23 protein-coding genes are annotated in these 22,191 nt (G+C 69.4%); 14 read left to right on the top strand and 9 right to left on the bottom strand.

Translation table 11 applies throughout. The features are described from left to right. Positions 1 to 434: 434 nt before the first annotated feature. Positions 435 to 1,832, bottom strand: a complete 1,398-nt coding sequence (gene dnaA / locus HNQ61_RS14140; protein ID WP_170034009.1) for a chromosomal replication initiator protein DnaA — start codon at positions 1,830 to 1,832, stop codon at positions 435 to 437. A 606-nt stretch (positions 1,833 to 2,438) separates the two neighbouring features. On the opposite strand from dnaA, the gene rpmH reads away from it, so the two are divergent. From rpmH to mnmE, 5 genes are all read left to right on the top strand, one after another. Continuing rightward, positions 2,439 to 2,591, top strand: coding sequence for a 50S ribosomal protein L34 (gene rpmH / locus HNQ61_RS14135; RefSeq protein WP_170034007.1), 153 nt, complete (start codon positions 2,439 to 2,441; stop codon positions 2,589 to 2,591). 41 nt (positions 2,592 to 2,632) lie between these two features. Beyond that, positions 2,633 to 3,022 (top strand): ribonuclease P protein component, encoded by a 390-nt coding sequence (rnpA, locus tag HNQ61_RS14130; RefSeq protein ID WP_170034005.1) that lies wholly within the window; start codon positions 2,633 to 2,635, stop codon positions 3,020 to 3,022. Further along, positions 3,004 to 3,216, top strand: coding sequence for a membrane protein insertion efficiency factor YidD (gene yidD / locus HNQ61_RS14125; protein ID WP_170034003.1), 213 nt, complete (start codon positions 3,004 to 3,006; stop codon positions 3,214 to 3,216). Before rnpA ends, yidD begins: the two co-directional genes overlap by 19 nt. A gap of 37 nt (positions 3,217 to 3,253) precedes the next feature. Further along, a complete protein-coding gene (gene yidC / locus HNQ61_RS14120) occupies positions 3,254 to 5,002 on the top strand; it encodes a membrane protein insertase YidC (protein WP_170034001.1) in 1,749 nt (582 codons plus the stop codon). A 219-nt stretch (positions 5,003 to 5,221) separates the two neighbouring features. Beyond that, complete coding sequence (gene mnmE, locus HNQ61_RS14115) at positions 5,222 to 6,586, top strand: tRNA uridine-5-carboxymethylaminomethyl(34) synthesis GTPase MnmE (RefSeq protein ID WP_170033999.1); 1,365 nt, start codon at positions 5,222 to 5,224, stop codon at positions 6,584 to 6,586. 289 nt (positions 6,587 to 6,875) lie between these two features. Here the strand turns inward: mnmE and HNQ61_RS14110 are convergent, their stop codons facing one another. Genes HNQ61_RS14110 through HNQ61_RS14095 form a run of 4 tightly spaced genes read right to left on the bottom strand, consistent with a single transcriptional unit; the run spans position 6,876 to position 8,954 of the window. Continuing rightward, complete coding sequence (locus HNQ61_RS14110) at positions 6,876 to 7,151, bottom strand: acylphosphatase (RefSeq protein ID WP_170033997.1); 276 nt, start codon at positions 7,149 to 7,151, stop codon at positions 6,876 to 6,878. 4 nt (positions 7,152 to 7,155) lie between these two features. Next, positions 7,156 to 7,899, bottom strand: a complete 744-nt coding sequence (locus tag HNQ61_RS14105) for a hypothetical protein (protein ID WP_170033995.1) — start codon at positions 7,897 to 7,899, stop codon at positions 7,156 to 7,158. Further along, positions 7,896 to 8,348, bottom strand: a complete 453-nt coding sequence (locus HNQ61_RS14100; protein WP_170033993.1) for a phage holin family protein — start codon at positions 8,346 to 8,348, stop codon at positions 7,896 to 7,898. Before HNQ61_RS14100 ends, HNQ61_RS14105 begins: the two co-directional genes overlap by 4 nt. 15 nt (positions 8,349 to 8,363) lie before the next feature. Then, the gene (locus HNQ61_RS14095) at positions 8,364 to 8,954 is read right to left on the bottom strand and encodes a hypothetical protein (RefSeq protein ID WP_170033991.1); all 591 of its coding nucleotides are present in this window, start codon (positions 8,952 to 8,954) and stop codon (positions 8,364 to 8,366) included. Between the two features lie 748 nt (positions 8,955 to 9,702). Between HNQ61_RS14095 and mnmG the strand changes: the two genes are divergently transcribed. The 6 genes from mnmG to HNQ61_RS14065 all read left to right on the top strand — a co-directional run bounded on the left by mnmG (position 9,703) and on the right by HNQ61_RS14065 (position 15,869). After that, positions 9,703 to 11,598 (top strand): tRNA uridine-5-carboxymethylaminomethyl(34) synthesis enzyme MnmG, encoded by a 1,896-nt coding sequence (gene mnmG / locus HNQ61_RS14090; protein ID WP_170033989.1) that lies wholly within the window; start codon positions 9,703 to 9,705, stop codon positions 11,596 to 11,598. Positions 11,599 to 11,964: 366 nt separating this feature from the next. Beyond that, positions 11,965 to 12,786: an AAA family ATPase gene (locus HNQ61_RS14085; protein ID WP_170033987.1), complete on the top strand. Its 822-nt coding sequence runs from the start codon at positions 11,965 to 11,967 to the stop codon at positions 12,784 to 12,786. A 3-nt stretch (positions 12,787 to 12,789) separates the two neighbouring features. Then, positions 12,790 to 13,698, top strand: a complete 909-nt coding sequence (locus tag HNQ61_RS14080; RefSeq protein WP_170033984.1) for a ParB/RepB/Spo0J family partition protein — start codon at positions 12,790 to 12,792, stop codon at positions 13,696 to 13,698. Positions 13,699 to 13,758: 60 nt separating this feature from the next. Beyond that, positions 13,759 to 14,535: a M23 family metallopeptidase gene (locus HNQ61_RS14075; protein ID WP_170033981.1), complete on the top strand. Its 777-nt coding sequence runs from the start codon at positions 13,759 to 13,761 to the stop codon at positions 14,533 to 14,535. 7 nt (positions 14,536 to 14,542) lie between these two features. Continuing rightward, entirely contained in the window at positions 14,543 to 14,974 is a 432-nt protein-coding gene (locus HNQ61_RS14070) for a bactofilin family protein (protein WP_170033979.1), read from the top strand. Positions 14,975 to 15,110: 136 nt separating this feature from the next. Continuing rightward, the gene (locus HNQ61_RS14065; RefSeq protein ID WP_170033977.1) at positions 15,111 to 15,869 is read left to right on the top strand and encodes a Nif3-like dinuclear metal center hexameric protein; all 759 of its coding nucleotides are present in this window, start codon (positions 15,111 to 15,113) and stop codon (positions 15,867 to 15,869) included. 135 nt (positions 15,870 to 16,004) lie between these two features. Here HNQ61_RS14065 and HNQ61_RS14060 read toward each other — a convergent pair whose 3' ends face one another. Then, complete coding sequence (locus tag HNQ61_RS14060; RefSeq protein WP_170033975.1) at positions 16,005 to 16,748, bottom strand: HD-GYP domain-containing protein; 744 nt, start codon at positions 16,746 to 16,748, stop codon at positions 16,005 to 16,007. Positions 16,749 to 16,835: 87 nt separating this feature from the next. On the opposite strand from HNQ61_RS14060, the gene HNQ61_RS14055 reads away from it, so the two are divergent. The 3 genes from HNQ61_RS14055 (at position 16,836) to HNQ61_RS14045 (ending at position 19,338) form a co-directional block, all read left to right on the top strand. Further along, positions 16,836 to 17,459 carry a TIGR04282 family arsenosugar biosynthesis glycosyltransferase gene (locus HNQ61_RS14055; protein WP_170033973.1) on the top strand — a complete coding sequence of 208 codons (624 nt, stop codon included), beginning with the start codon at positions 16,836 to 16,838 and terminating at the stop codon, positions 17,457 to 17,459. 98 nt (positions 17,460 to 17,557) lie between these two features. Further along, positions 17,558 to 18,340: a class I SAM-dependent methyltransferase gene (locus HNQ61_RS14050; RefSeq protein ID WP_205761382.1), complete on the top strand. Its 783-nt coding sequence runs from the start codon at positions 17,558 to 17,560 to the stop codon at positions 18,338 to 18,340. Beyond that, positions 18,337 to 19,338 (top strand): MBL fold metallo-hydrolase, encoded by a 1,002-nt coding sequence (locus tag HNQ61_RS14045; protein WP_170033971.1) that lies wholly within the window; start codon positions 18,337 to 18,339, stop codon positions 19,336 to 19,338. The genes HNQ61_RS14050 and HNQ61_RS14045 overlap by 4 nt, the downstream gene beginning before the upstream one ends. A gap of 104 nt (positions 19,339 to 19,442) precedes the next feature. Here HNQ61_RS14045 and HNQ61_RS14040 read toward each other — a convergent pair whose 3' ends face one another. The 3 genes from HNQ61_RS14040 to HNQ61_RS14030 form a co-directional block, all read right to left on the bottom strand. Continuing rightward, entirely contained in the window at positions 19,443 to 19,820 is a 378-nt protein-coding gene (locus HNQ61_RS14040; RefSeq protein ID WP_170033969.1) for a hypothetical protein, read from the bottom strand. Between the two features lie 205 nt (positions 19,821 to 20,025). Then, complete coding sequence (locus HNQ61_RS14035) at positions 20,026 to 20,955, bottom strand: cyanophycinase (RefSeq protein ID WP_170033967.1); 930 nt, start codon at positions 20,953 to 20,955, stop codon at positions 20,026 to 20,028. Then, a complete protein-coding gene (locus HNQ61_RS14030; protein WP_170033965.1) occupies positions 20,955 to 22,010 on the bottom strand; it encodes a cyanophycin synthetase family protein in 1,056 nt (351 codons plus the stop codon). The genes HNQ61_RS14035 and HNQ61_RS14030 overlap by 1 nt, the downstream gene beginning before the upstream one ends. Positions 22,011 to 22,191: the final 181 nt, after the last annotated feature.

Below are 22,191 nucleotides of genomic sequence, written 5' to 3'. Positions count from 1 at the left end.
CTCGCCCCTCCGGGCCCGCATCCCTCACGTGAAGTGCGTGAGTGCTGGGTGCGTGAGTGCGGCAGCGCTGATGCTTCCGGTGCGGCTCTCCAAGTCCTTCGCCGGCGGAGAGAGGCCCCCATCCCCGACCCTTCCCCCAAAAACCCCTGGGGGAAGGGAGACTCAGCTTGGGTTCAGGCGCCGGCTCACGCGAAATCCGCCTTGCACCCACATCCCGTTGGGGTGTGCTCCCTCTCCCACATCCGTTCGTGGGAGAGGGTCGTCGTGCGCAGCACGCGGGGTGAGGGCCACAGTCGCCGGCCGCACGACCCTCCGCGTCCCGCACCTCGACCTCAACCCCGGCCGGTTATCGATGCCGCGCACCAAGCGCCGGAGTCCGTCAGCCGCTGTCCTTCGCACTCACGCACCCCGCACCCAGCACTCACGCACTTCCCCTACCGAAGTGCCGCCCTCAGCTCATCCACCCGCCGCCGCAGATCCGCGTCGCCCGCCAGGTCGTCCTCCACCTTGCTCACGGAGTGGATCACCGTGCTGTGGTCGCGCCCGCCGAACAGCTTGCCGATGTCCACCAGCGCCAGGTCGAACATCTCCTTGATCAGGTACATGGCCACCTGTCGCGGGATGGTGAGGTCCTTGGTGCGCTTCTTGGACTGCAGCGCCTCGCTGGTGGTCCCCCACGCCTGCGCCACCCGGTCGCGCACCCGCTCGGGGCTGATGCCGCCCGGCGCGCCGCCCGCCATCTCCGTGCCGATCACCGATCCCAGCGCCTCGCGGGCCAGCGCCAGGTCAATCGGGCGCCGCGTGAGCGAGGAGTACGCCAGCAGCTTGATGACCGCGCCCTCGATCTCGCGCACCGACGACGTGCGGTTGCGCGCGATGAAGGTCAGCACGTCGTCGACGTCGTGAATCTCCAGCTTGTCTTCCTCCACCTTGCGGCGCAGGATGGCGATGCGGGTCTCGAAGTCGGGGGCCTTGATGTCGGCCACCAGCCCCCACTCGAACCGGCTCACCAGGCGGTCTTCCAGCCCCGTGGCGTTGGGCGGACGGTCGCTGGTCAGCACGATCTGCCGCTGGGCGTCGTGCAGCGCGTTGAACGTGTGGAAGAACTCCTCCTGCGTCCGCTCCTTGCCTTCCAGGAACTGGATGTCGTCCACCAGCAGCAGGTCGATCTGGCGATAGTGCCGCCGGAAGTCCGCCATGGTCCCCTCCTGGATGGCGCTCACCAGTTCGTTGGTGAAGCGCTCGGAGGAGATGTACAGCACCCGCTTGTGCGGCTCGCGCTCCAGCATGGCGTGCCCGATGGCGTGCATCAGGTGCGTCTTGCCCAGCCCCACGCCGCCGTAGATGAAGAGCGGGTTGTACGCGCGGGCCGGCGCCTCGGCCACGGCGTGCGCGGCCGCGGAGGCGAGCTCGTTGTTGCTCCCCACCACGAAGCGGGGGAACACGTACCGCGGGTTCAGCGGCGCCAGGCTGGCCCCGGGGGTGGGGTTCGCGGGCGCGGGTTCCACCCGGGGCGCGGCCGGCGCGGGCACGGGCGTTGGAGGAATCTCGATGGCGGCGGGCACGGGCGCGGCTTTGCCGTTGCCCTGAAACTGTACGGAGAGGGTGAAGCGTCGGCCGAACAGGTGCTCACCAATGCGGGTGAGCATCTCGGCGTACTTCTCCTCCACCCAGTCGACGGCGAACGGGTTGGGTGTGGCGACGACCAGCAGGTCGTTGGAAACGGCGACTGCCTGCGTGGGGGCCAGCCAGGTGCGGAACGCCTGTTCCGGCAGCGCCGTTTCGGCGCTTTCCAGAATGCGCGACCAGATTTCCCCGGCGGTGAGCTCCATCAAACTTCGGCAGCGGGACGGCAGGACTACACAGAGTGACGGCCCAACGTAGAAGCGCGTTGTGGATAAGTCAAGAAAGCAGCGTAAGTACTTGGGTTTCGGCAGGTTGGCGCACATGTACGCACGGTGGCGCAAGCGGGATGCATGCGCTTCTGGCAGAGTTCCGAAGCTCCCCCGAACAGATGGACCGCCCTCTTCCGCAAGACGGTCCCGCCGCCGGTAGATTGTTTCCGCGGACGTTCAGTTCGCCGCTTCATCTACGCTGCTCTCCTGCTGCCCCTCTCGTTCCCAACGCGTGCGGACGTGAACAGATCGGGTCACACAGAGTCAACAGAGTCAACAGAGTCAACAGAGAAGAGAGACAGCGTAGAGGCGGATGACGCCCGTCACTTTCCTCCCGCCGCCGCCGGGCCGACGCTGTCCGCGCGGACCACGATCGCGAGCGGGGGACGAAGCGTGAAACGGAGGTGCCGTGAAGCGCCGTCGCCCCGGAGTGACAGCCCCCCGTTGACGGATCGGCGGAACGGGGCTAGATTACTCGTCTTTGTCGCCAAGGCCATCCGGCCGACTTTTCCTGTAAGACGCAGCACCCGAAGGGGTTGACCGATGAAGCCCAGTTACCGTCCGCGCAACCGCAAGCGGATCAACAAGCATGGATTCCGCGCCCGGATGGCCACCAAGGGCGGACGCGCAGTTCTGAACGCCCGGCGCCGCAAGGGCCGTCACAAGCTGGTGGTCGAAGTACCCACCAAGTACTGAGCGGCCCTTCGGGCGCCGCGCTGTACGCAGCCTCGCGGTCCATGGACCCGGAAGGCACGGGCGAATCGCAGGGCTTCGGCCTGCCCAGGCACGCGCGGATCACATCTTCGGATGAGATCCGCGCGCTGTTCAGACGGGGGAAGAGGAGCAAGACGCGCCATCTGGACGCGTTCGTCTCCGCTTCCCCCGTTCCGTTTGCCCGTCTGGGCGTGGTGGTTCCCAAGCACAAGCGCCGCATCGTGGAGCGCAACCTGGTCAAGCGCAGGCTGCGCGAGATCGGGCGCGCCGTGCTGCTGCCGGCGCTGCGAAACCGCGGGCTCTCGCTGGACGTAATGCTTCGTGCCCGCCCGGAAACGTATACGGCCTCGTTCGCGCAGCTGCGCGACGAGGTTGCCGCGCTTGCGGAGGAATTGTGCTCACGCGCGCGTTGATCGGGGCGATCCGCTTCTACCAGAAGGGGATCTCACCGCTCACGCCGCCCAGCTGCCGCTTCTATCCCACCTGCTCGCAGTATGGGCTCGAGGCGATGCAGCGGTACGGCGCCGCGCGTGGCGGATGGCTGCTGGTGCGGCGCCTGGCGCGCTGCCACCCCCTGTGCAAGGGCGGTTTTGATCCCGTTCCGTAGCGGAACGGCCGCCCGTCTCACGACCGGTTGACCCCTGATGGACCAGACCCGACGTCTCATACTGTTCATCGTCATTTCGACGGTGGTCATCTTTGGCTGGGCCCGGATTTTCCCCCCGCCGGCCCCACCCGCTCCCACCGCCGCCGATTCCGCCGCCGTGGCCGGGACGCCCGCCGGCACCGCGCGAACGGCGCCGCCCGCGGCCGCCCTCGCCGCGCCGGCCAACGCGCCGGACCGCATCATCCGCGTCACCTCGCCCCTGTACGAGTACCGCTTCAGCACGCGCGGCGCGGCTCTGAACGCGGCCACGCTGCGGGAGTACCGGAGCTACGTGCACAGCGGCGAGTCGGTGCAGCTGGTGCCGCGCAGCGCGCGCGACGTGCTGGCGCGCCGCGTCGTCGTCGGCCGGGACACGGTGGACTTCCGCAACGTGCCGTTCACGGCCAGCGCCGCCTCCATCAATCTCCGGGAAGGCGACAAGCCGCGTGAACTCACCTTCGTCTCCGCCAACGCGGGGCCGGTGCGGCAGGAGATCACCTACACCTTTCACGCGGACGGCTACCTGGTCGACATCCGCGGTCGCTTCACCGGCGCGCCGCGCGGCGCCCAGCTCGTGACCGAACTGGGCACGGGCATGGCGCCGCACGATGCCAAGGACCACGGCACCGCGCGCGAGCTGAACGTGGTGGCGTGGAACCAGGAGCGGGTGGAGCGCCATCCCCTGTCCCGCATCCAGACGCCGGACACCCTGGCCGGCCCGCTGGGCTGGGCGGGGATCAAGGACCGCTACTTCCTGATCGCGCTGCTCAACGGCGACCGCGGCACCTTCAGCCGGGTGCTGATGGAGCCCGCGCGCGACGTGAAGTACGCGCTGGGTCCGGATACCCTCATCTCCCCGCGCGCGCGTGCCCGTACGGTGCAGGCGCTGGCGGCGGACGGCACCTTCAGCCAGCAGGCGTACCTGGGGCCGCTGCAGCACGCGCGGCTGGCCTCGGTGGGCCACCAGCTGGAAGAGGTGCAGCCGTACGGCTACCGCTGGCTGCGGCCTGTCGTGCGCCCCATCTCCGCCGGCGTGCTGTGGCTGCTGAACGCCATGCACACCACGCTGGGGCTGCACTGGGGATGGGTGCTGATCGTGTTCGGCTTTCTGGTGCGCCTGGTGACGTGGCCGCTCAACGCCCGCGCCATGCGTTCGCAGATGAAGAACATGGCCGTGCAGCCCGTTCTGCAGGAGCGGATGAAGGCGATTCAGGCCGAGCACAAGGACGACCCGGCGCGCGTGAACCGCGAGATGATGGCGCTGTACTCGGAGCTGGGCGTCAGCCCCCTGTCGATGATGACGGGGTGCGTGCCCATGCTGATTCCCATGCCGGTGCTCATCACGCTCTTCTTCGTTTTCCAGAGCGCCATCGAGTTCCGCGGCGAGCACTTCGCGTGGTTGCCGGACCTGTCGCTGCGAGACCCGTTCTACATCCTGCCGGCGTTCCTGGTCCTTTCCATGTTCGGCCTGCAGTACGCGAGCGCGCGGATCAGCGGGATGGAGCAGAACGAGCAGGCGCGCATGATGATGTACACGATGCCGCTGATGATGGGCTTCGTCTTCTTTGCCATGCCGTCGGGGCTGAACCTGTACTACGCGGCCACCAACATCGCCTCGTTCCCGCAGCAGGTGCTGATCGCGCAGGAGCGGCGGCGGGCGACCGAGGCGCAGAAGGCGGAAAAGGCGGCCAAGGACGCCACCAAGTCCAACCTGCGCAGCATCCCCGCGCGGCGCCGCAAGAAGTAGCTCGCATTGTGGTTGATCGACAGAAGCGCCCGCTCCGGTTTCCGGGGCGGGCGCTTTTTCTTTCTTTCGATGAACGGCATCTCACACAGAGCCGCAGAGACACGGAGGAGAGGAACAGCGTATGACGGCACCCCTGTCTTTCTCTGCGCCTCTGCGTCTCTGTATGAGGTTCTTTCCGTTCGCTCTTTCGCGCGGGCGGGCGCCGCGCCATCATCCCGCATGAACTCCAGCCTTCTTTCCGCGGACACGGTCGCCGCAATCGCCACGGCTCAGGGGCGCGGCGCGGTGGCCATGCTGCGCGTCTCCGGCCCCGGCGCGTCGGACGTACTCCGTCGCGTCGCGCCCGCGCTCGGTGATCCGCAACCCCGCGTACAGCGCCTGGCCGCCATCCGCCATCCCGAGTCCGGCGAACTGCTGGACCGTGGGCTGGTGACGTGGTTCCCCGCGCCGCAGAGCTACACGGGCCAGGACACGGTGGAGATCGCCACGCACGGCGGCGTGCTGACGCCGCAGCTGGTGCTGGACGCGCTGTTCGCCGCGGGCGCGCGCCCGGCCCAGCCCGGCGAGTTCACCCGCCGCGCGTACCTGAACGGACGGCTGGATCTGCTGCAGGCCGAGGCCGTCGCGGACCTGATCGACGGCCGCTCCCCCGCCCTGCACCGCGCGGCCGTCAACCAGATGGAGCGCGGCCTGTCGCGGCGCATCTCGGACCTGCGCGATGCGGTCATCGGCACCGAGGCGCTGATCGCCTACTCCATCGACTTCCCGGAAGAAGACGAGCCGCCCATCCCGCCCGCCCGCATCCGTGCCTCCGCACTGGACGTGAGCGCCCAGCTGGATGCCCTGCTCCGCACCGCGCCGGAGGGCGAACTGCTGCGCGAAGGAGCGCTCACCGTGCTCGCCGGCCGCCCGAACGCGGGCAAGTCGTCGCTCTTCAACGCGCTGCTGGGGATGGAGCGCGCCATCGTCACCGACATCCCCGGCACCACCCGCGACGCGCTGGAGTCCGCGCTCTCCATCCGCGGCTATCCGTTCCGGCTGGTGGACACCGCCGGCCTTCGCGAGACGGTGGACGTGGTGGAGGGGATGGGGATCGAGGTCGCGCGGCGGTACCTGTCGGCCGCGGACATCGTGCTCGTGCTGGCGGAGGTGGGTCGTGAGCTGGATGACGACGAGCGCGCCTTTCTCGCCTCGCTCCCGGCGGATCGTACGCTGCTCGTCCGGACCAAGGCCGATCAGTTGAACGGGGTCCTGGATGATGACGGGTCCGCGATTCACGTGTCCACCGCCACCGGCGCGGGACTGCCGGAGCTGCGGGGTGCTCTGCTCCGCACGGCGTTCGGCGCAATCCTTGGCGAGCCGGCTGAAGCACCGCTCGTCACACGGGAGCGGCATGCGCGCGCGCTGCGGACAGCGCGCGACGAGATCGGCGGTTTCGTCGCCGCACTGGACGACGGGGTTCCCATGGAGTTTGCTGCCACGCACCTGCGTGCCGCCGCCGAGTCGCTGGAGGACATGGTGGGCGCGGTGAGCGTGGACGACGTGCTGGACCGCGTCTTCGGCTCGTTCTGCGTCGGCAAGTAGCTCGGCGCCGTTCGACCCGGATCGGTTCGACCGGAGAGAGCTCGTAACGAGGGACTCGGGCCGAATGGATGGTTGAGAGCAAGAGCAGGCCGGCTTCCCGAAGAGAAGCCGGCCTGTTTCACGTGGAACAACGCTGGACAGCTCCGAGCGGACACCCGGCCACGAAATCCGCGTCAGAATGGCGTATGGCGCAATAGAACCCCGGATTCGACCTGCCACATTCGGAACTGCGGGATCGTGCGATAAGGCGCAATCTCGCGGGTCGTTTTCCTTCGGGGTTGCTTCGGATTCAGCGAACGATGACGAACTCGCCGTCCGCAAACCCGTCGGCCGAGAACGGCAGCGGCTCCACCGCCGTGACCCTGGATCCGAACGGCCCCTTCCCCAGTTCCACGTGGAAAGACGCGAGCTGCTCGTCTGATCCGCGGGCATGAACGACGACGGCACCGTCCGGCATGTTGCGGACGGTGCCCGTCACTCCCAGGCGGGTGGCGAGGGAGCGGGTCCACCAGCGGAACCCCACTCCCTGCACCCGTCCCGTCACCCGATAGCCGGCTTCGGCCATCCGGTCAGAGGTTTTCCTGATGGCTGGGCGGCCGCGACGTGCCGGCGCCCGTCCGTCCGTAGCCCGCCGACCCGGCCGAGCCACCGGTGCGTCCGGCGGGGGAGGCACCGCCGGTGCGGCCACCCTGCGCCGAACCACCGTAGCTTCCGCCGCGGCTGGAGCCCGACGAGCTGCCGCCCGACGTGCTTCCACCCCCGAACAGCGAGCTGGCCTGGCCGCCCACGCGGCTCAGCAGTCCCTCGAGCAGATCGTTCACGAACCCGCCGCCCTGCGTGCCGGCCTGGTTCAAGAACCCGCGGGCGCCCTGCGCGATGCCCGCGCTGAGCCCGGCCGTAAGCGCACCGCGAAGCTCGCGGCGGGCACGGCCGGCCGGCGTCACGTTGACGTCGTCGCCGTCGTCATTGCCGGCCAGAATGAAGCCGAGGGCAAAGGCCACGCCCAGCACCGGCAGCGGGTTCTCGCGGATGCGATCCACGAAGCCGCGCTGCTCCAGCACCTGCCGCGCCTTGCTGCCCACGCCGCTCACCCGCTCCTTGGCGGTGGAGGCCGCGCCGCTCACCGAGCCGGCCGCGTGACGGGCGGTGTCGCCCAGGTCGCCCGCCTTGTCGCGCACGGCACCCGCCGCGCCGCTCAGACGGCCGCCCTGCTCCTGCCCGGCGAACGCCAGACCGGAGTACTCGTCGCCACCGCCGCTGTGCAGACCGGAATGCACCTGGGCGTCGCCCGTGCCACGTCCGGCGCCGCTCATGCCAGATCCTTCTTGGCCTGCTTGATCTCGCTCTGCAGCCATTGCTTGTCCTCCTTGATCGTTTCCAGGGTGCGGGTCGGCGTCACGCTCTCGTGCTTGAGCTTCTTGATGTTGCTCAGTGCGAGAAGGCCGCCGATCAGCAGAAACACCGCTCCAACAATGAGCGCGCCCAGCCAGTACTCGTTTACCGCGTCACCCACCGCGATCACCAGAAAGGCCACCAGCACCAGGACGCCGATCAGGGCCAGCACGCCGCCCACCGCCACCATGGCGATGTCGCGGGCCACGCTCTTGACCGTGTCCTGAAGCTCCGCCTTGGCCAGAGCCACTTCCTGGCGGACGAGGGTTGCGCTGTCTTGCGCCAGCGCCCGGATCAGGTCGCCGAGAGCCGGCTCAGACCCGCCCGGTCCGTCACCCGTCCGGCCCGGGTTTACATGCAGCTCCGCCATGCGATCCTCCTGGGGTTAGCGCAGGACCTTGCCGACGACGAAGCCGGCGCCCACCGCCAGCAGAAGCGTGCTGAGCGGACGGTTGCTGATGATGGTGCCCAGCTCCCGCTGCAGCGTCGCCGTGTCGTTGTCCCGCAGGAAGCGGGCGACCGCGTCCAGCGTGTCGGCCGTGCTGTGGCCCAGGGCGCCGGCGCGTGCACCTACGCCCCGCTGCGGAACGCGGTCCGCGATGCTGCCCAGCTGGTCGGCGGCGTTCTCCAGCTGCTCCGCCGCCTGGTCCATGAACTGGTCGGCGCGCTGCTCCAGGTCGCCCAGCGTGCTCTGCAGCTGGTCCAGCCCGCCGAGCCGGTTGGCTCCGCCGGCCGCCGTCCCTGCTCCACCCGCCGCCGAAGCGCCAGTGCTGCCACCCGTCGAAGCGCCGCCGCTCAGGCTGCCCGTGCCCGTGCTGGACGCGGAAGATCCCGCGCCGCCCGTGGTGCCGCCCGTCGAGCCCAGGCCGCTGCCGCCGGTAGATCCAAAGGCTCCGGTGCCGCTGCTTCCCGTCCCGCCGGTCGAACCGAGACCGGCGCTTCCGCTGCCGCCCCCGAGATTGCGTTCGTCCTGCATCCGTCCCCTCCCCTGTTGCGGGTTCCCGTGCTTGGGACGGCGCCGGGGTGCAACACGTATGCCATGGGTTGGAAAAGCAGAGGGGAAGTGCGTGAGTGCGGGGTGCGTGAGTGCGTGAGTGCGGAAGAGGAAGTGCCAAATGCTCAGTTCCAAGTGCTCAGGTCCAGCAGTGCGGGCTGGGACCTGAACCGCCGCGCCTGCTGTTCACTCCGAGTGGGGCGTCTACCTGTGGCCGGCTCCGGTGCTCAGATCCAGTGTATCCGCAGTGGGTGCCTGGAGCCGGTTCCGGTACCGATGTCACGCCATCGGCCAGTAGCGCTGGTCCCATCGTACGCCGTCCGATAGACGATCAACGGACCACTGCCGCTACATGCATCAGTCTTCCGGGGCAGGTGCGCTCTGACAACCATACCGTGCAGCTATCCCGCACCGCGAGCACCTGACCCCGGCACTCCGGCGAGAACACTGCTCGCCCACTACCCCCACTGGGCACTGGGCACTGGGCACTGGGCACTGGGCACTGGGCACTGGGCACTGGGCACTGGGCACTGGGCACTGGGCACTGGGCACTGGGCACTCTCGTGCTCTCGAAACTTCCCCTCCCTCGCACTAACGCACCCAGCACCCCGCACTAACGCACTTCCCTTCTTCGCACCCCGCACCCTGCACTTCCCCTATATTGTTTCACGTGGAACACACCTCCCCGGGTGATGTACTGGACGTCAAACGCAAATCAGCAAGGAACGGCATGGAATCGCGCTACGACGTCATCGTGATTGGCGGGGGGCACGCGGGGGTGGAGGCCGCGGGTGCGTCCGCCCGCATCGGCGCGCGCACGCTGCTCGTGACGCCCAACCTGGAGGGGATCGGGCAGATGAGCTGCAACCCCGCCATCGGGGGCGTGGCCAAGGGCACGGTCGTTCGCGAGGTGGATGCGCTCGGTGGCGTGATGGGTCTTGCGACGGACCGCTCGCGCATCCAGTTCCGCATGCTGAACCAGTCCAAGGGTCCCGCAGTGTGGGCGCCGCGCGCCCAGTGCGACCGTGGTTTGTACCCCCGCGCCGCGCGTTCTCTGCTGGAGCGCTTCCCCGCCCTGCACTTCTTTCAGGGGATGGTGGGGTCGCTGGTGATGGAAAACGGACGCGTCGCGGGTGTGCGCACGGAGGCGGGACACGAGTTCATGGCGCGCTCCGTGGTGCTCACCGCGGGGACGTTTCTGCGCGGGCGCATCCACGTCGGGCGCACGCCCGGGGTGCCGGCGGGGCGCGCGGGCGACGCGCCATCCGTGCGCCTGGCCGAGCAGATGGAGGCGCTGGGGCTGGAGGTGGCGCGCTTCAAGACGGGCACGCCGCCCCGCATCGACGGCCGCTCGGTGGACTTGGACCGGCTGGAAGTGCAGCCGGGGGAGAACCCCGAGTACCGCCTTTCCGTCTGGGAGCGCACCCCGCTCCTGCCCCAGCTTCCCTGCTGGATCACGTGGACGGGGGAGCCGCTGCGCGACATCATCCAGACCAACCTGCAGGAGTCCGCGCTGTACGGGGGCGAGATCGCCGGGCGCGGGCCGCGCTACTGCCCCTCCATCGAAGACAAGATCGTCAAGTTCCCCGACGCCGCGCGGCACCAGGTCTTTCTTGAGCCGGAGGGGCTGGATACGACGGAGCTGTACGTCAACGGGCTCTCCACCTCCCTCCCCGCGGACGTGCAGCTGCGGATGCTGCAGAGCATCCCCGGGCTGGAGAGCGCGCGGATGACCAAGGTGGGGTACGCGATCGAATACGATTACTATCCGCCCCACCAGCTGCGGCCCACGCTGGAGTGCAAGGCGCTGGACGGCCTCTTCCTCGCCGGGCAGGTGAACGGGACGACGGGGTACGAGGAGGCCGCGGGACAGGGGCTGCTCGCCGGCGCCAACGCCGCCTTCGCCGCGCTCGATCGCGATCCGCTCATCCTGGAGCGCGACCAGGCGTTCATCGGCGTGCTGATCGACGACTTGGTGACCAAGGGGACGGACGAGCCGTATCGCCTGTTCACCTCGCGCGCGGAGTTCCGCCTGACCCTGCGGCAGGACAACGCCATCCGCCGTCTGGGCCCCATCGCCGCGGAGCGCGGGCTGCTGACGGACGAGCAGACGCGCACGCTGGAGCGCCGCCTCCGTCTGGCTGAGGAGGTGGATGGGTGGCTGCGGACGACCAACGCCAATCCGGTGGACGTCAATCCGGTGCTGGAGTCGGTCGGCTCACCTGCGCTGCGGGAGGCGACGCGGATGGGGCTGCTGCTGAAGCGCCCGAACGTTACCGCCGAACTGCTGATGCCCGTGGTTGCCGGCGTGCCGGAGGGCGAGCCGCACGAACTGGCGGACGCGCTCACCACGGCGGAGATGGAACTGCGGTACGGGGGATACCTGGAAAAGGAACGCGCACGCGCCGCTACGCTGCAGCGGCAATCGGAGTTCCCTTTGCCCGACGCGCTTCCCTACCCCGAGCTGCTGTCGCTGAGCTACGAGGCGCGCCAGAAGCTGGACCGCATCCGTCCGGCGACGCTGGCGCAGGCCGGACGCATTCCCGGCGTGAGCCCCAGCGATCTGCAGAATCTGGTGATGGAGGTGCGCAAGCTCGGGCGAGTGGCCGAAATCCAAGGCGCGTGAGCGAGCCGGTGCTCAGACCGCCGACAGAGCCGCGGGTGAGCGATCCGGCGAGCCGGCCACGTGGCGGATCGCCTTCGTCGCTGAAAACCGGCAGGATGCCGAAGAAAAATGGCTTTCGAGGTTGATTTATGGCGCGTGATCGAGCTCGGACGAATATCTCAGTGTGGATTCGGGGCTGAAATCGATTGTGGGGCATTCTGAAGCGAATTGCTGGCCCATGTTCCACGTGAAACACTTTGGGCGCGTTTGAGGGCTGGGTCGCCCGTCCCGCGGGCGCTCTCTCCTTCCCCACGCGTACGCGCGCGCGTAGATTGTTCAAACACCCCTTCTTTCGCACCCCCGCCAACACCATCGCCGAGGATCAGCGTGTCGCGCATCATCGCCATCGCGAACCAGAAGGGCGGCGTCGGCAAGACCACCACGGCCATCAACCTGGGCGCGTGTCTGGCGGTCGCCGAAAAGAAGACGCTGGTCATTGACATGGACCCGCAGGGTAACGCGACCAGCGGCCTGGGCATCGACAAGGAAGAAGTCGAGCGCTCCATCTACGACGTGCTGATCGAGGGGTTCTCCCCCGCCGACGCCGTCATCCACAACGTGCACTTTCCGTATCTGGACGTGCTCCCGGCCACGCGCGACCTGGTGGGCGCCGAGGTGGAGCTGGTGAACCGCAAGGCGCGCGAGAACATTCTGCGCGACGCGCTCACCGCCCTGCGTGACCAGTACGAGTACGTGCTCATCGACTGTCCGCCGTCGCTCGGCCTGCTGACGCTGAACACGCTCGCCGCCGCCGACTCGGTGCTGATCCCCATCCAGTGCGAGTTCTATGCGCTGGAGGGGCTGTCGCAGCTGCTGAACACCGTCACCATTGTGCAGAAGAATCTGAACCCGCGGCTGCAGATCGAGGGCGTGCTGCTGACCATGTACGACGGGCGCCTGAACCTTTCCCGGCAGGTGGCGGAGGAGGCCAAGGAGTACTTTGGCCCCAAGGTGTACCGCACCACCATCCCGCGGAACGTGCGCATCGCCGAGGCGCCCAGCTTCGGCAAGCCGATCGTGCTCTACGACGTGATTTCCGTGGGGGCCAAGAGCTACCTGTCGCTCGCCAAGGAAGTCATCGCGCGCAAGGGCAGCCGCAAGGGCGCCGCCGCCGAGGTCGAGGCGGCTCCCATCATCGCGGGGGAGTAAGGGATGGCGCTCGCAAAGAAGGGGCGGCTGGGCAAGGGCCTAGGCGCGCTGCTGGGAGAGTACTCCGCCGAGCCCACGCCGGCGGACGGGGAAAGCATCACCAGCGTGCAGACGGCGCGCATTACCGCCAACCCGTTTCAGCCGCGCCGGGAGTTCACCCCCGAGCAGCTTTCGGAGCTGGAAGAAAGCATCCGGCAGAACGGGCTGCTGCAGCCGCTCGTGGTGCGCCGCGCGCAGGAAGGGGCGCCGGAGGGGGCGGAGTGGGAACTGGTGGCCGGCGAGCGCCGCTGGCGCGCGGTGCGCCGCCTGGGCTGGGCCAACGTCCCCGTCGTGGTACGTGACCTGGACGACCGCGCCATGCTGGTGCTGGCCATCGTCGAGAACGTGCAGCGCGCCGAACTTTCTCCGCTGGAAGAGGCCGCGGCGTACCGCCGGCTGATGGACGAGTTCAACTTCACCCAGGCGGAAGTCGCCGAGAGCGTGGGGCGCGAGCGCAGCACGGTGGCCAACCTGCTGCGGCTGCTTGCTCTTCCCGCCAGCGTGCAGCGCCTGGTGAACGAGGGCCAGCTTTCCATGGGCCACGCCCGCGCGCTGCTGGGGCTGGAGGACGAGCGCGAGATGTCGGACCTGGCGCGCCAGGCGGCCGTGAGCGGAATGACGGTGCGCGCGGTGGAAGAGCGCGTCCGCGACCGCCGCCCCGCCGCCGCCGCGCGCGGCGCCGACCGCGCGCCCGCATCCGGCGCGGATGCGCACGTCCGCGGGCTGGAGTCGGAGTTGCAGCGGCACTTTGGCACGCAGGTGCGCATCCGTTCGCAGCCCGGCAACCAGGGACGCGTAGAGATTCCGTTCCTCAACGCGGACGACTTTGAGCGGGTGATGGACCTGCTCCTGGGCCCGGAACGGATGAAGTAGTCGGCCATCGCCGTCGCACTCACGCACCAACGCACTCAGCACTCACGCACTCCCGTACCGTTGTCTGAAGACCGCAGCAAGACCGTCATTCTGGTTACGCGAGACCGCGACCTGAGCACGCGATCGTACGAACTTACGGATCGGCAGATCCGCAGGTGGAAGATGATCGCGATTGTCGCGGGCACCCTGCTGGTGGTGATGGCCGGGTCGTGGCTGTGGCTGGCGGGCCAGGCCGCGCGGGTGCCGTCGCTGCGCAGCGAAGTGCGCGAGCTGCGGCGGGACCGGGTGCGCGCGGTGGAACTGGAAACGAGCCTGAAGCGCATGGAGGCGGACTACGCCAAGGTGCGCGCCATGCTGGGCCCCGATTCGGCATCCCTCCCCGCCCACGCGGCGCCGGTGGCCGACACGGCCGCGGCCCCGGGCGACGCGGAGGGCGACCAAGCCAGCGCCATCAACACCCTTCCGCGGCGCTGGCCGCTGACCGCGCACGGGTACGTGACGCGCGGGCACTTTGCGGCCATCGGGCTGCATCCGGGAATGGACATCGCCGTGGCCGCGGGGTCGCGCATTCTGGCGGCGGGCGGCGGGGTGGTGGAGGAAGTGGGTGAGGACAGCGTGTACGGCCGCTACGTGCGCATCGCGCACCGCGACGGGTACGAGAGCGTGTACGGACACGCGAGCAAGCTGCTGGTGCGCGCGCGCCAGCGGGTGGCGGCCGGCCGGGTGATCGCCCTCAGCGGCAGCACCGGCGTATCCACGGCCCCGCACCTGCACTTTGAGATTCGCAAGGATGGGCGCGCGGTGGATCCGGCGACCCTGGTAGCCAACCCGAACTGATCCATCAATGCTGGGACGCAAGGAAACGGAACGTACGGCGGCGGTGCGCGCCGGGGGCGGTGAGGCTTCCATGTCCATCATCGGGCCCGGGATGAACATCGTGGGCGACATCACCACCGACGGTACGGTGCGGGTGGAGGGCCGGGTGGAGGGAACGATCCGCGCGGGCAAGGCGGTGATCGTGGGCCGCGGCGGCGAGATCATCGGCGATGTCGCCACGCAGGACGCGGTGATCGGCGGGCGCATTCGCGGCACGCTGGTGGCGGAAAGCCGGCTGGAGCTGCAGGCCAGCAGCGACATCGAGGGGCAGATCCGCGCGCCGGAGCAGCACCTGCTGCTGGAGGAAGGCGCCCGCTTCAACGGGCAGATCCAGATGGGGAGCGGCGGGCAGACCGCGATTCCGTCACGGACCGGGGCCGAGAACTCCACATCCGCCTGACAGTTCTCCACAAAAGGCTCCACCCCGGACAAGCCGTTGCCCTGCAGCGGCTTGTCTGCTTTCTACACAGAAATCCACCAGTTATCCACCAGAGTTATCCACACGTTTGTGGGAAGGCTCGCAACCCGTTCACTGTATGGACCTTCGCACGATCGTTACGTACCTGGATGAGTACCTGCGCATCCGCGCGGTGCCGGATTACCCCACCGCGCTCAACGGGCTGCAGGTGGATGGCGGGCGCACGCAGGTGCGGCGCGTTGCCGTGGCTGTGGACGCCGCGCAGGCCACCATCGACCGTGCCGTCGCGGGCGGCGCGGACCTGCTGATTGTGCATCACGGCCTGTTCTGGGACGGAAACCAGCCCGTCACCGGCCGCCGCTACCGCCGCCTCAAGGCGCTGCTGGACGCCGATCTGCCGCTGTACAGCGCGCACCTGCCGCTGGACGTGCACCCCGAGGTGGGCAACAACGCCGTCCTGGCGCGCGAACTCGGGATCGACATCCAGGGCACCTTCGGGGAGTACAAGGGCAGCCCCGTGGGCGTGTGGGGCACGGTGGACGAGATGCTGCGCGAAGCCCTGGCCGCGCGGCTGGACGCGTTGCTGGGCGTGCGCGTAAAGCTCGTCCCCGGCGGGCCGGAGCGGGTGCGCCGCGTGGGCGTCATTACCGGCGGGGCGGGCGGATCGGTTGCGGACGCGGTGGCCGCGGGACTGGACGCGTTCGTGACGGGAGAGGGTGCGCACCACAACTTCTTTGACGCCGAGGAGGGTGGCATCAACCTGCTGTTGGGCGGCCACTACGCCACGGAAACCTGGGGCGTGCGCGCGCTCGGGAAGCACCTGGAGGAGAAGTTCGGGATCGAGTGGATGTTCATCGATCACCCGACAGGACTATGAAGGGAAGTGCGTGAGTGCGTGAGTGCGGGGTGCGTGAGTGCGAAAGAAAAGGGAGAGAACCGGATTCGCCGATTCCCTCCCCTTTTCTGCCGTTCGCACTAACGCACTAACGCACCCAGCACTCACGCACTTCCGTTATTCCGTTACCCCGTCCAGGGCGCAGCGCTCGGCGAACAGGTCGCGTTCCACGACTTTTTCCCATGTTTCGCGCACTTCGGGGTCGGCGGTCAGCTTGACCAGGTGCGGGTCGAACTGGGTGCCCGAGCCCTTTCGCAGCTCGGCCAGGGCGTCTTCCACCGGCATGGCGTCGCGGTATTTGCGCGGCTGCGTCATGGCGTCGAACGCGTCGGCCAAGGCGATGATGCGGGCGCCCAGCGGAATGTCTTCGCCCGCGGCGCTGTGCGGGTAGCCGCTGCCGTCCCAGCACTCGTGGTGCGACGACACGATCTGGCGGATTCCCGGGTGCTCCCCTTCCAGCGGCGCCAGGATGTGGGCGCTTTCGTGCGGGTGGTTCTTGATCTCCGCCCGCTGCTCCGGCGTAAGCTTCTGCCGCGAGTGCACGATGTGAAAGAAGCGGTCGTCGATCTTGCCCATGTCGTGCAGCAGCGCGGCCACCCGCAGGGTGCGCAGATCGCTGTCCGTCATCCCCGCGGCGAGCGCGACGGCGTAGCTGAGGTCCGCCACGCGCCGGCTGTGGCGCGCCGTGACGGGGTCGCCCGCGGTGAGCGCGTTCAGCAGCAGGTCCACCATGTCGCGGTGCATCTCCGCCAAGCGCCGCTGGCGGGTGCTGGCGTCCATCATCCAGGCGAAGCCCAGCAGCGCTCCCGCCGCGATGAGCACGACGCGCAACCCGGTTCTGTCCACAGTTTCTTTGGCCATCCAGCGTTGATCCTCAGAGATTCGGGTGCGGTGCGTCCGTGCAGCGGGATTGCACAAGGCAAGCCAAACGCAAGAAACGGCTTAGCGGTGCTCGTGTTTGTACGCGCCCCGGAACTGGGGCGCGTAAAGACGCGGCTGGCCGCCACCATCGGCCACCAGGCGGCGCTGCGCGTGTACAGGCGGCTGGCGGAGCACGCCGTCGACGCCGCGCGCGGGCTCCCGGAAGCCGGCATCCGCGTGCATCACACGCCCGCGGACGCGGAGCCGGCGGTCCGCGCGTGGCTGGGGGATGGACTGACGCTGCTGCCGCAGGCGGAGGGCGACCTGGGCGTGCGGATGCGCGACGCTTTCGCCCGCGCCTTTGCCGACGGACATGGGCGCGTCGTCATCATCGGATCGGACCTGCCGGAGATGAGCACGGAACTGCTGCGCCGCGCGTTCGCCGCGCTTGAGGATGCGGACGCGGTGATCGGCCCGGCGCGCGACGGCGGATACTATCTGCTCGGCCTCACCCGTCCCGTCACGGGCGTGTTCGATGGCATCGCGTGGAGCACGCCGGAGGTTTTCGATGCCACGATGGACCGGCTGCGCGCTGCGGGGATGGAGCCCGTCGTTCTGGAGACGCTGGCGGACGTGGATGAGGTGGATGACCTGCCCGCCGGATGGCATCCATCTGCCGACACGGATGCACCGGCAGACAACCTGCGGTAGAAGGTTGGATCAACGTTCTTCCCGCATCGGCAGACCGCCCCGCGCAGGACGCGGATGGGGCGCGGGAGAGCGGCGGGGCTCACATGCGGGAGAGTGCGATGCGGCGGGACAGGATCCATGGCGGAAAGCGGATGATGCGGCTGGGCGCCGTCCTCGTGCTGTGCGTGGCGGCGTGCGCGCGCGCGGAGCATGCGCCGGCGCGGGCGGACGCCATCGCCGCGATCGGGCCGCGCGGAATTCCGGCGGACTCCTTTCCCGAGGCGGCGCGGCCGGTGGCGTCCATCGTCACTGATACGTGGAGCAGCGAGGACGAGCGGGACAGCGCGGGCGAGGCGGAAAAGGTCATGGACCTGCTCGCCATCACGCCGGGGATGACGGTGGCGGACGTGGGCGCGGGGAGCGGCTACTACACCGTGCGCCTGTCGCCGCGCGTGGGGCCGCGGGGCAAGGTGATCGCGCAGGACATCGTGGCGCGGTACCTGGACGGGCTGCGCCAGCGCGTGCGGACGGATTCGCTGAGCAACGTGCAGCTGGCGCTCGGCGCGCCGCACGATCCTCGTCTTCCCCGGGCCTCTGTGGACCTCGTGATGCTGGTGCACATGTACCACGAGGTGGAGCAGCCCTACGCCTTTCTCGCCAACCTGCGGCCTTCTCTGCGCCCCGGCGGCCGCGTGGCCGTGGTGGACCTGGACCGCGCGACGCAGCGGCACGGAACGCCGCTTCCCCTGCTGGAATGCGAGTTTGCCGCCGTCGGCTACACGCGGACGGAGACGCACGACCTGGGCGGCGGCAGCGGCTACCTGGCCGTATTTCGCGCCACGGACGGCCCGGCGCCGCGGCCCTCCGACGTGCGCCCCTGCCCCGCCGGCGGGGAACGATGAGCGAGCGTCCCCCGCACCACGGCCCGGACGGCCGGTTCCGCATTCCCTGGCCCCTCGTCCATCCGGACCGCACGCGCAACGGCGGCGTGCTGCGCTGGCAGCGCGAGCGGATGATGCAGAAGCGCGCGCCCGATCCGCGGCCGGAGCAGCTTCCGCCGGGCACGCCGGAGGTCGCGCGCCCCCGCGCCGCGGCGGAAGAGGTGCGGATCACCTGGATTGGCCACGCGACGTTTCTGGTGCAGATGGGCGGATTGAACCTGCTGACCGATCCGCACTTCAGCGAGCGCGCGTCGCCGTTCCAGTTCATGGGTCCGCGCCGGTTCGTGCCGCCGGCCGTCGACTTCGATGCACTGCCGCCCATCGACGCCGTGCTGCTGTCGCACGATCACTACGATCACCTGGACGCGCCGACGGTAAAGCGTCTCCATCGAAAGTACGGCACCGCGTTGACGTGGATCGCGCCGCTGGGGCACGCGGAGTGGCTGGCCGGGGCGCGAATCCGCCACAACGTGCACGACGTGGACTGGTGGGATTCCGTGGAGCTGCGCGGCCCCGCCGGTCCGGTTTCCGTCACCTGTGCGCCCGCGCAGCACTGGACCCGCCGCACGCTGCGCGAGTTCAACAACCGGCTGTGGGGATCGTTCGCCATCCGGAGCGCGACACGGGCGGTCTATTTTGGCGGGGACAGCGGGTACTTTCGCGGATATCCGGAGATCGGCGCGCGGCTGGGCCCGTTCGACGCCGTGCTGATGCCCATCGGCGCGTACGATCCGCGGTGGTTCATGGCGCCTGCGCACATGGATCCCGAGGAGGCGGTGCAGTCGTACCGCGAGATGGGCGGCGGGGGCGTCTTCATCCCCATGCACTGGGGTACGTTCCGCCTGACCGACGAGGATCCTCTGGAACCGCCGATCCGCCTGCACAAGGCATGGGAGGACTCCGGGCTGCCTCCGGACGATCTGCGCGTCCTCAGGCACGGCGATACAGTCATCCTGTAGAACGGAGGGGCCCCGGGAATCATCCCGGGGCCGCTTCTCCGTTCCCGACACGGCGGGCGCGCCCATTCCGTGGATCACGGGCGGCGCATGTCTGTCATCAGCCGTCACGGTGTGCTCAGTTGATTGCGCCAGCGCCACTCCAGGCACGCCAGCGCGCCCACGAACACGGCTTCCACGGCCAGGGCGGCGATTCCGAGCGGCGTGGCGGAGTCCCGGAAGACCACCGCGAGCCCGGCGCACACGGCCGCCCACGCCAGGTTGGCGAGCACCAGCAGCAGGATGAGGTTGGTGGACCGCCTTGTTCGCGCGGCGAGCGAAAAGGAATAGGCGGCGTACAGCAGGTTGGCCGCGCCCATGAAGAGCAGCAGCCCGCACGGCACTCCGTACAGCTCGCTCAGCCATCCGCCCAGCACCAGCATCGTCGCGCCGGCGAGCGCGCCCGCGATGCAGTCGATCCACAGCAGATTCCGGCGCAAGTACATCGGCGCTGTCCGGTTCGGGATGGGTTCCGGGCCCGGTTGCCCGATCCCGCTCAGGTTGGAAAACACGTCCGGCGTGGCCATCGGGATGGCGGGAATTGCTTCCCAGGATGCGGGATGCGTGCAGACCATCCGAAGAGATCCGTCAACGAGAGCGGCCCCGGGATGATGATCCCGGGGCCGCTCTCCTGTCGCGGACGAAAGCAGGTCAGGCTTCCATGTCGGTGTCGCTGCGCAGCACCTCCAGCTCCGCGGAACCGGCGGCTTCCGTTCGGCGGGCCTCCAGCAGCACCTCCAGTTCGCGCTCGCGCAGGTTGAGCGTGTACCCGGCGCCCACGATGCCGACGCGCAGGTAGCTCAGGGTGAGCGCCGCGCCCTTCATGCACTCGTCGGCGTTGTCGAAGCGCACGCCGCGGCCGTCCACGAACGTCACCGAACCGCGCCCCACGACGGACCCGAGATGGTCTTCCACCACGAGCGCGGTGTCCTCGTCGATGCCCAGCCCCAGCATCTCGGGATTGCGGCCGATGACCATGAACAGCCGCTGCAGCCGCCGCCGCTGCGTGAAGTGCGTGTCGATCATGGCCCGGAAGCCCAGGAGGCCGAAGCCGGGGCCCAGATGCAGCTTCTGCATCTGCCCGTACTCGTCGGGCTCGCCGCCGGCCAGGATCGTCTCCGTGAGCGCGGCCGCGCCGGCGCTGGTTCCGCAGATGGTGGCGCCGCGGGCGTACGCTTCGCGGATGGCGCGGTCCACCCGCGAGCCGCCCAGCGTGGCGACCAGGTGCACCTGGTCGCCGCCGCCCAGAAAGATGCCGTCCGCCTCCTCGATCATCCGCACGATGCGCCGGTCCTGCGCCAGGTCGCGGCGGTCCAGAATGGGGATCTGCACCCGTGTGGCGCCCGCGTTCTGGAACGTTTCCAGCCAGTGCCGCGCCGACTCCGCCGGGTCCGACGAGGCCGTGGTGATCCCCACGATCCTGCCGCCCTCACGCGCCTTGGACAGGCGCAGAAACGCGCCCAGCGCCTCGCCGTCCGGCTCGCACGCTCCGCCGATGAGCACCAGGCGTCCGCTGGTGCGGTCCGACCGGCGGCGGACGGGGTCGTTCTCGTGTTCGTTCGTGTTCGGCTGCTGATCCATCAATCCCGTGTGTCTTCCCGTTCAAGTTCGTGCAGCGCGTGCACGGCCAGCGCGGCGGCTACCTGCACCCCCGCGTTCTCGTCCGCGCGCAGCGGCCCGGCGTCGTCCACCTCGCCGCGCGTCTCGATGACGATGCGGCCGTCGCGCACCATCCCCACGGCAATGGCCACGCGCGTGTGGCGCACGGGCACGGTGTCGCGGGTGGAAAATACGGCCACCCGGCACTGCGCCGCGCGGGCCGCGTCCTGCACCTCCCACTCCGGCGCGGGAACGATGACGATGCCGTCGCGCCGCACGCCGTCCGCCAGCACGGAGACGAGCTGCTCGTTGCGCCCCTCCTCACGGTAGCGCTCCGGCACGTCCTGCAGATCCGTGTCCAGAATGACGGCGATCTCGCTGCGCGCGTACGGCAGCCCCGCGTTCAGCAGGTACGACGGCGTCACGTCCACGATCAGTTCCGCGTCCGAGACGCCGCGCCGCAGCATTTCGTCACGCACCGCCGCCCGGTCGCCGCCGCCGGTAATGCCGCACAGCACGCGCGACGTCAGCCCGGGAATGTCCGGCGCCTCGGCCAGCGCCTGCAGCTCGGCGACGGCGTGATCCACCGTGTCCAGCTCGCCGGCAAAGGCGCGCTGCACCGTTTCCAGCGCCAGCGCCGCGGCGCGCATCCCGACCTCCGCGTGCAGGTGCTCGAATACGACGGTGTACTCGCCCTCGCGGTCGCCGCCGCGCGCGCGGCCGTAGCCCACGTCGTGGCCAATCATCGTCTGCAGCTCCAGCCCCACGTGCTCCGCGATGTGCGGGGCGTACGTTCCCCGCCGCAGCCGCGTCACGAAGCCGCCGCGCTCGCCGATGCTGCAGCGGTGCTCCCACAAGCCGGGCATGGCCTTGAGCAGCGCCTCGGTAAAGCCCGGCACCTCCGCCGAGTGGATCTCGTCGTACTCGCCGACGGCCACGTCCATGCGGGTGATGGGCCGGCGCGACCAGAAGTTGGCGCCGCGCAGGGAGCGCAGGCCGGTCAGGCGGATCTCGCTGTGCGGATCGGGACGCGGCATGGGCGGGGGTTCAGTCGTTGCGGCGCGCGCACGGTGCGCGGGCATCGGTGGATCTCGTCAGGCAAGCTCGGCGCCGCGGCGCGCGGAATCACCGCGGAACGGCAACACCGTTTCACGCGGGGGACGCGGAGGGAGCGGGGGAACGCGGGGGAAGGAACGGAGATGCGGACCGGCCCGGCGC

Origin of the sequence: Longimicrobium terrae (assembly GCF_014202995.1) — a bacterium.
Classification (GTDB): Bacteria; Gemmatimonadota; Gemmatimonadetes; order Longimicrobiales; family Longimicrobiaceae; genus Longimicrobium; species Longimicrobium terrae.
This window is presented reverse-complemented; position numbering and strand designations above follow the sequence as displayed.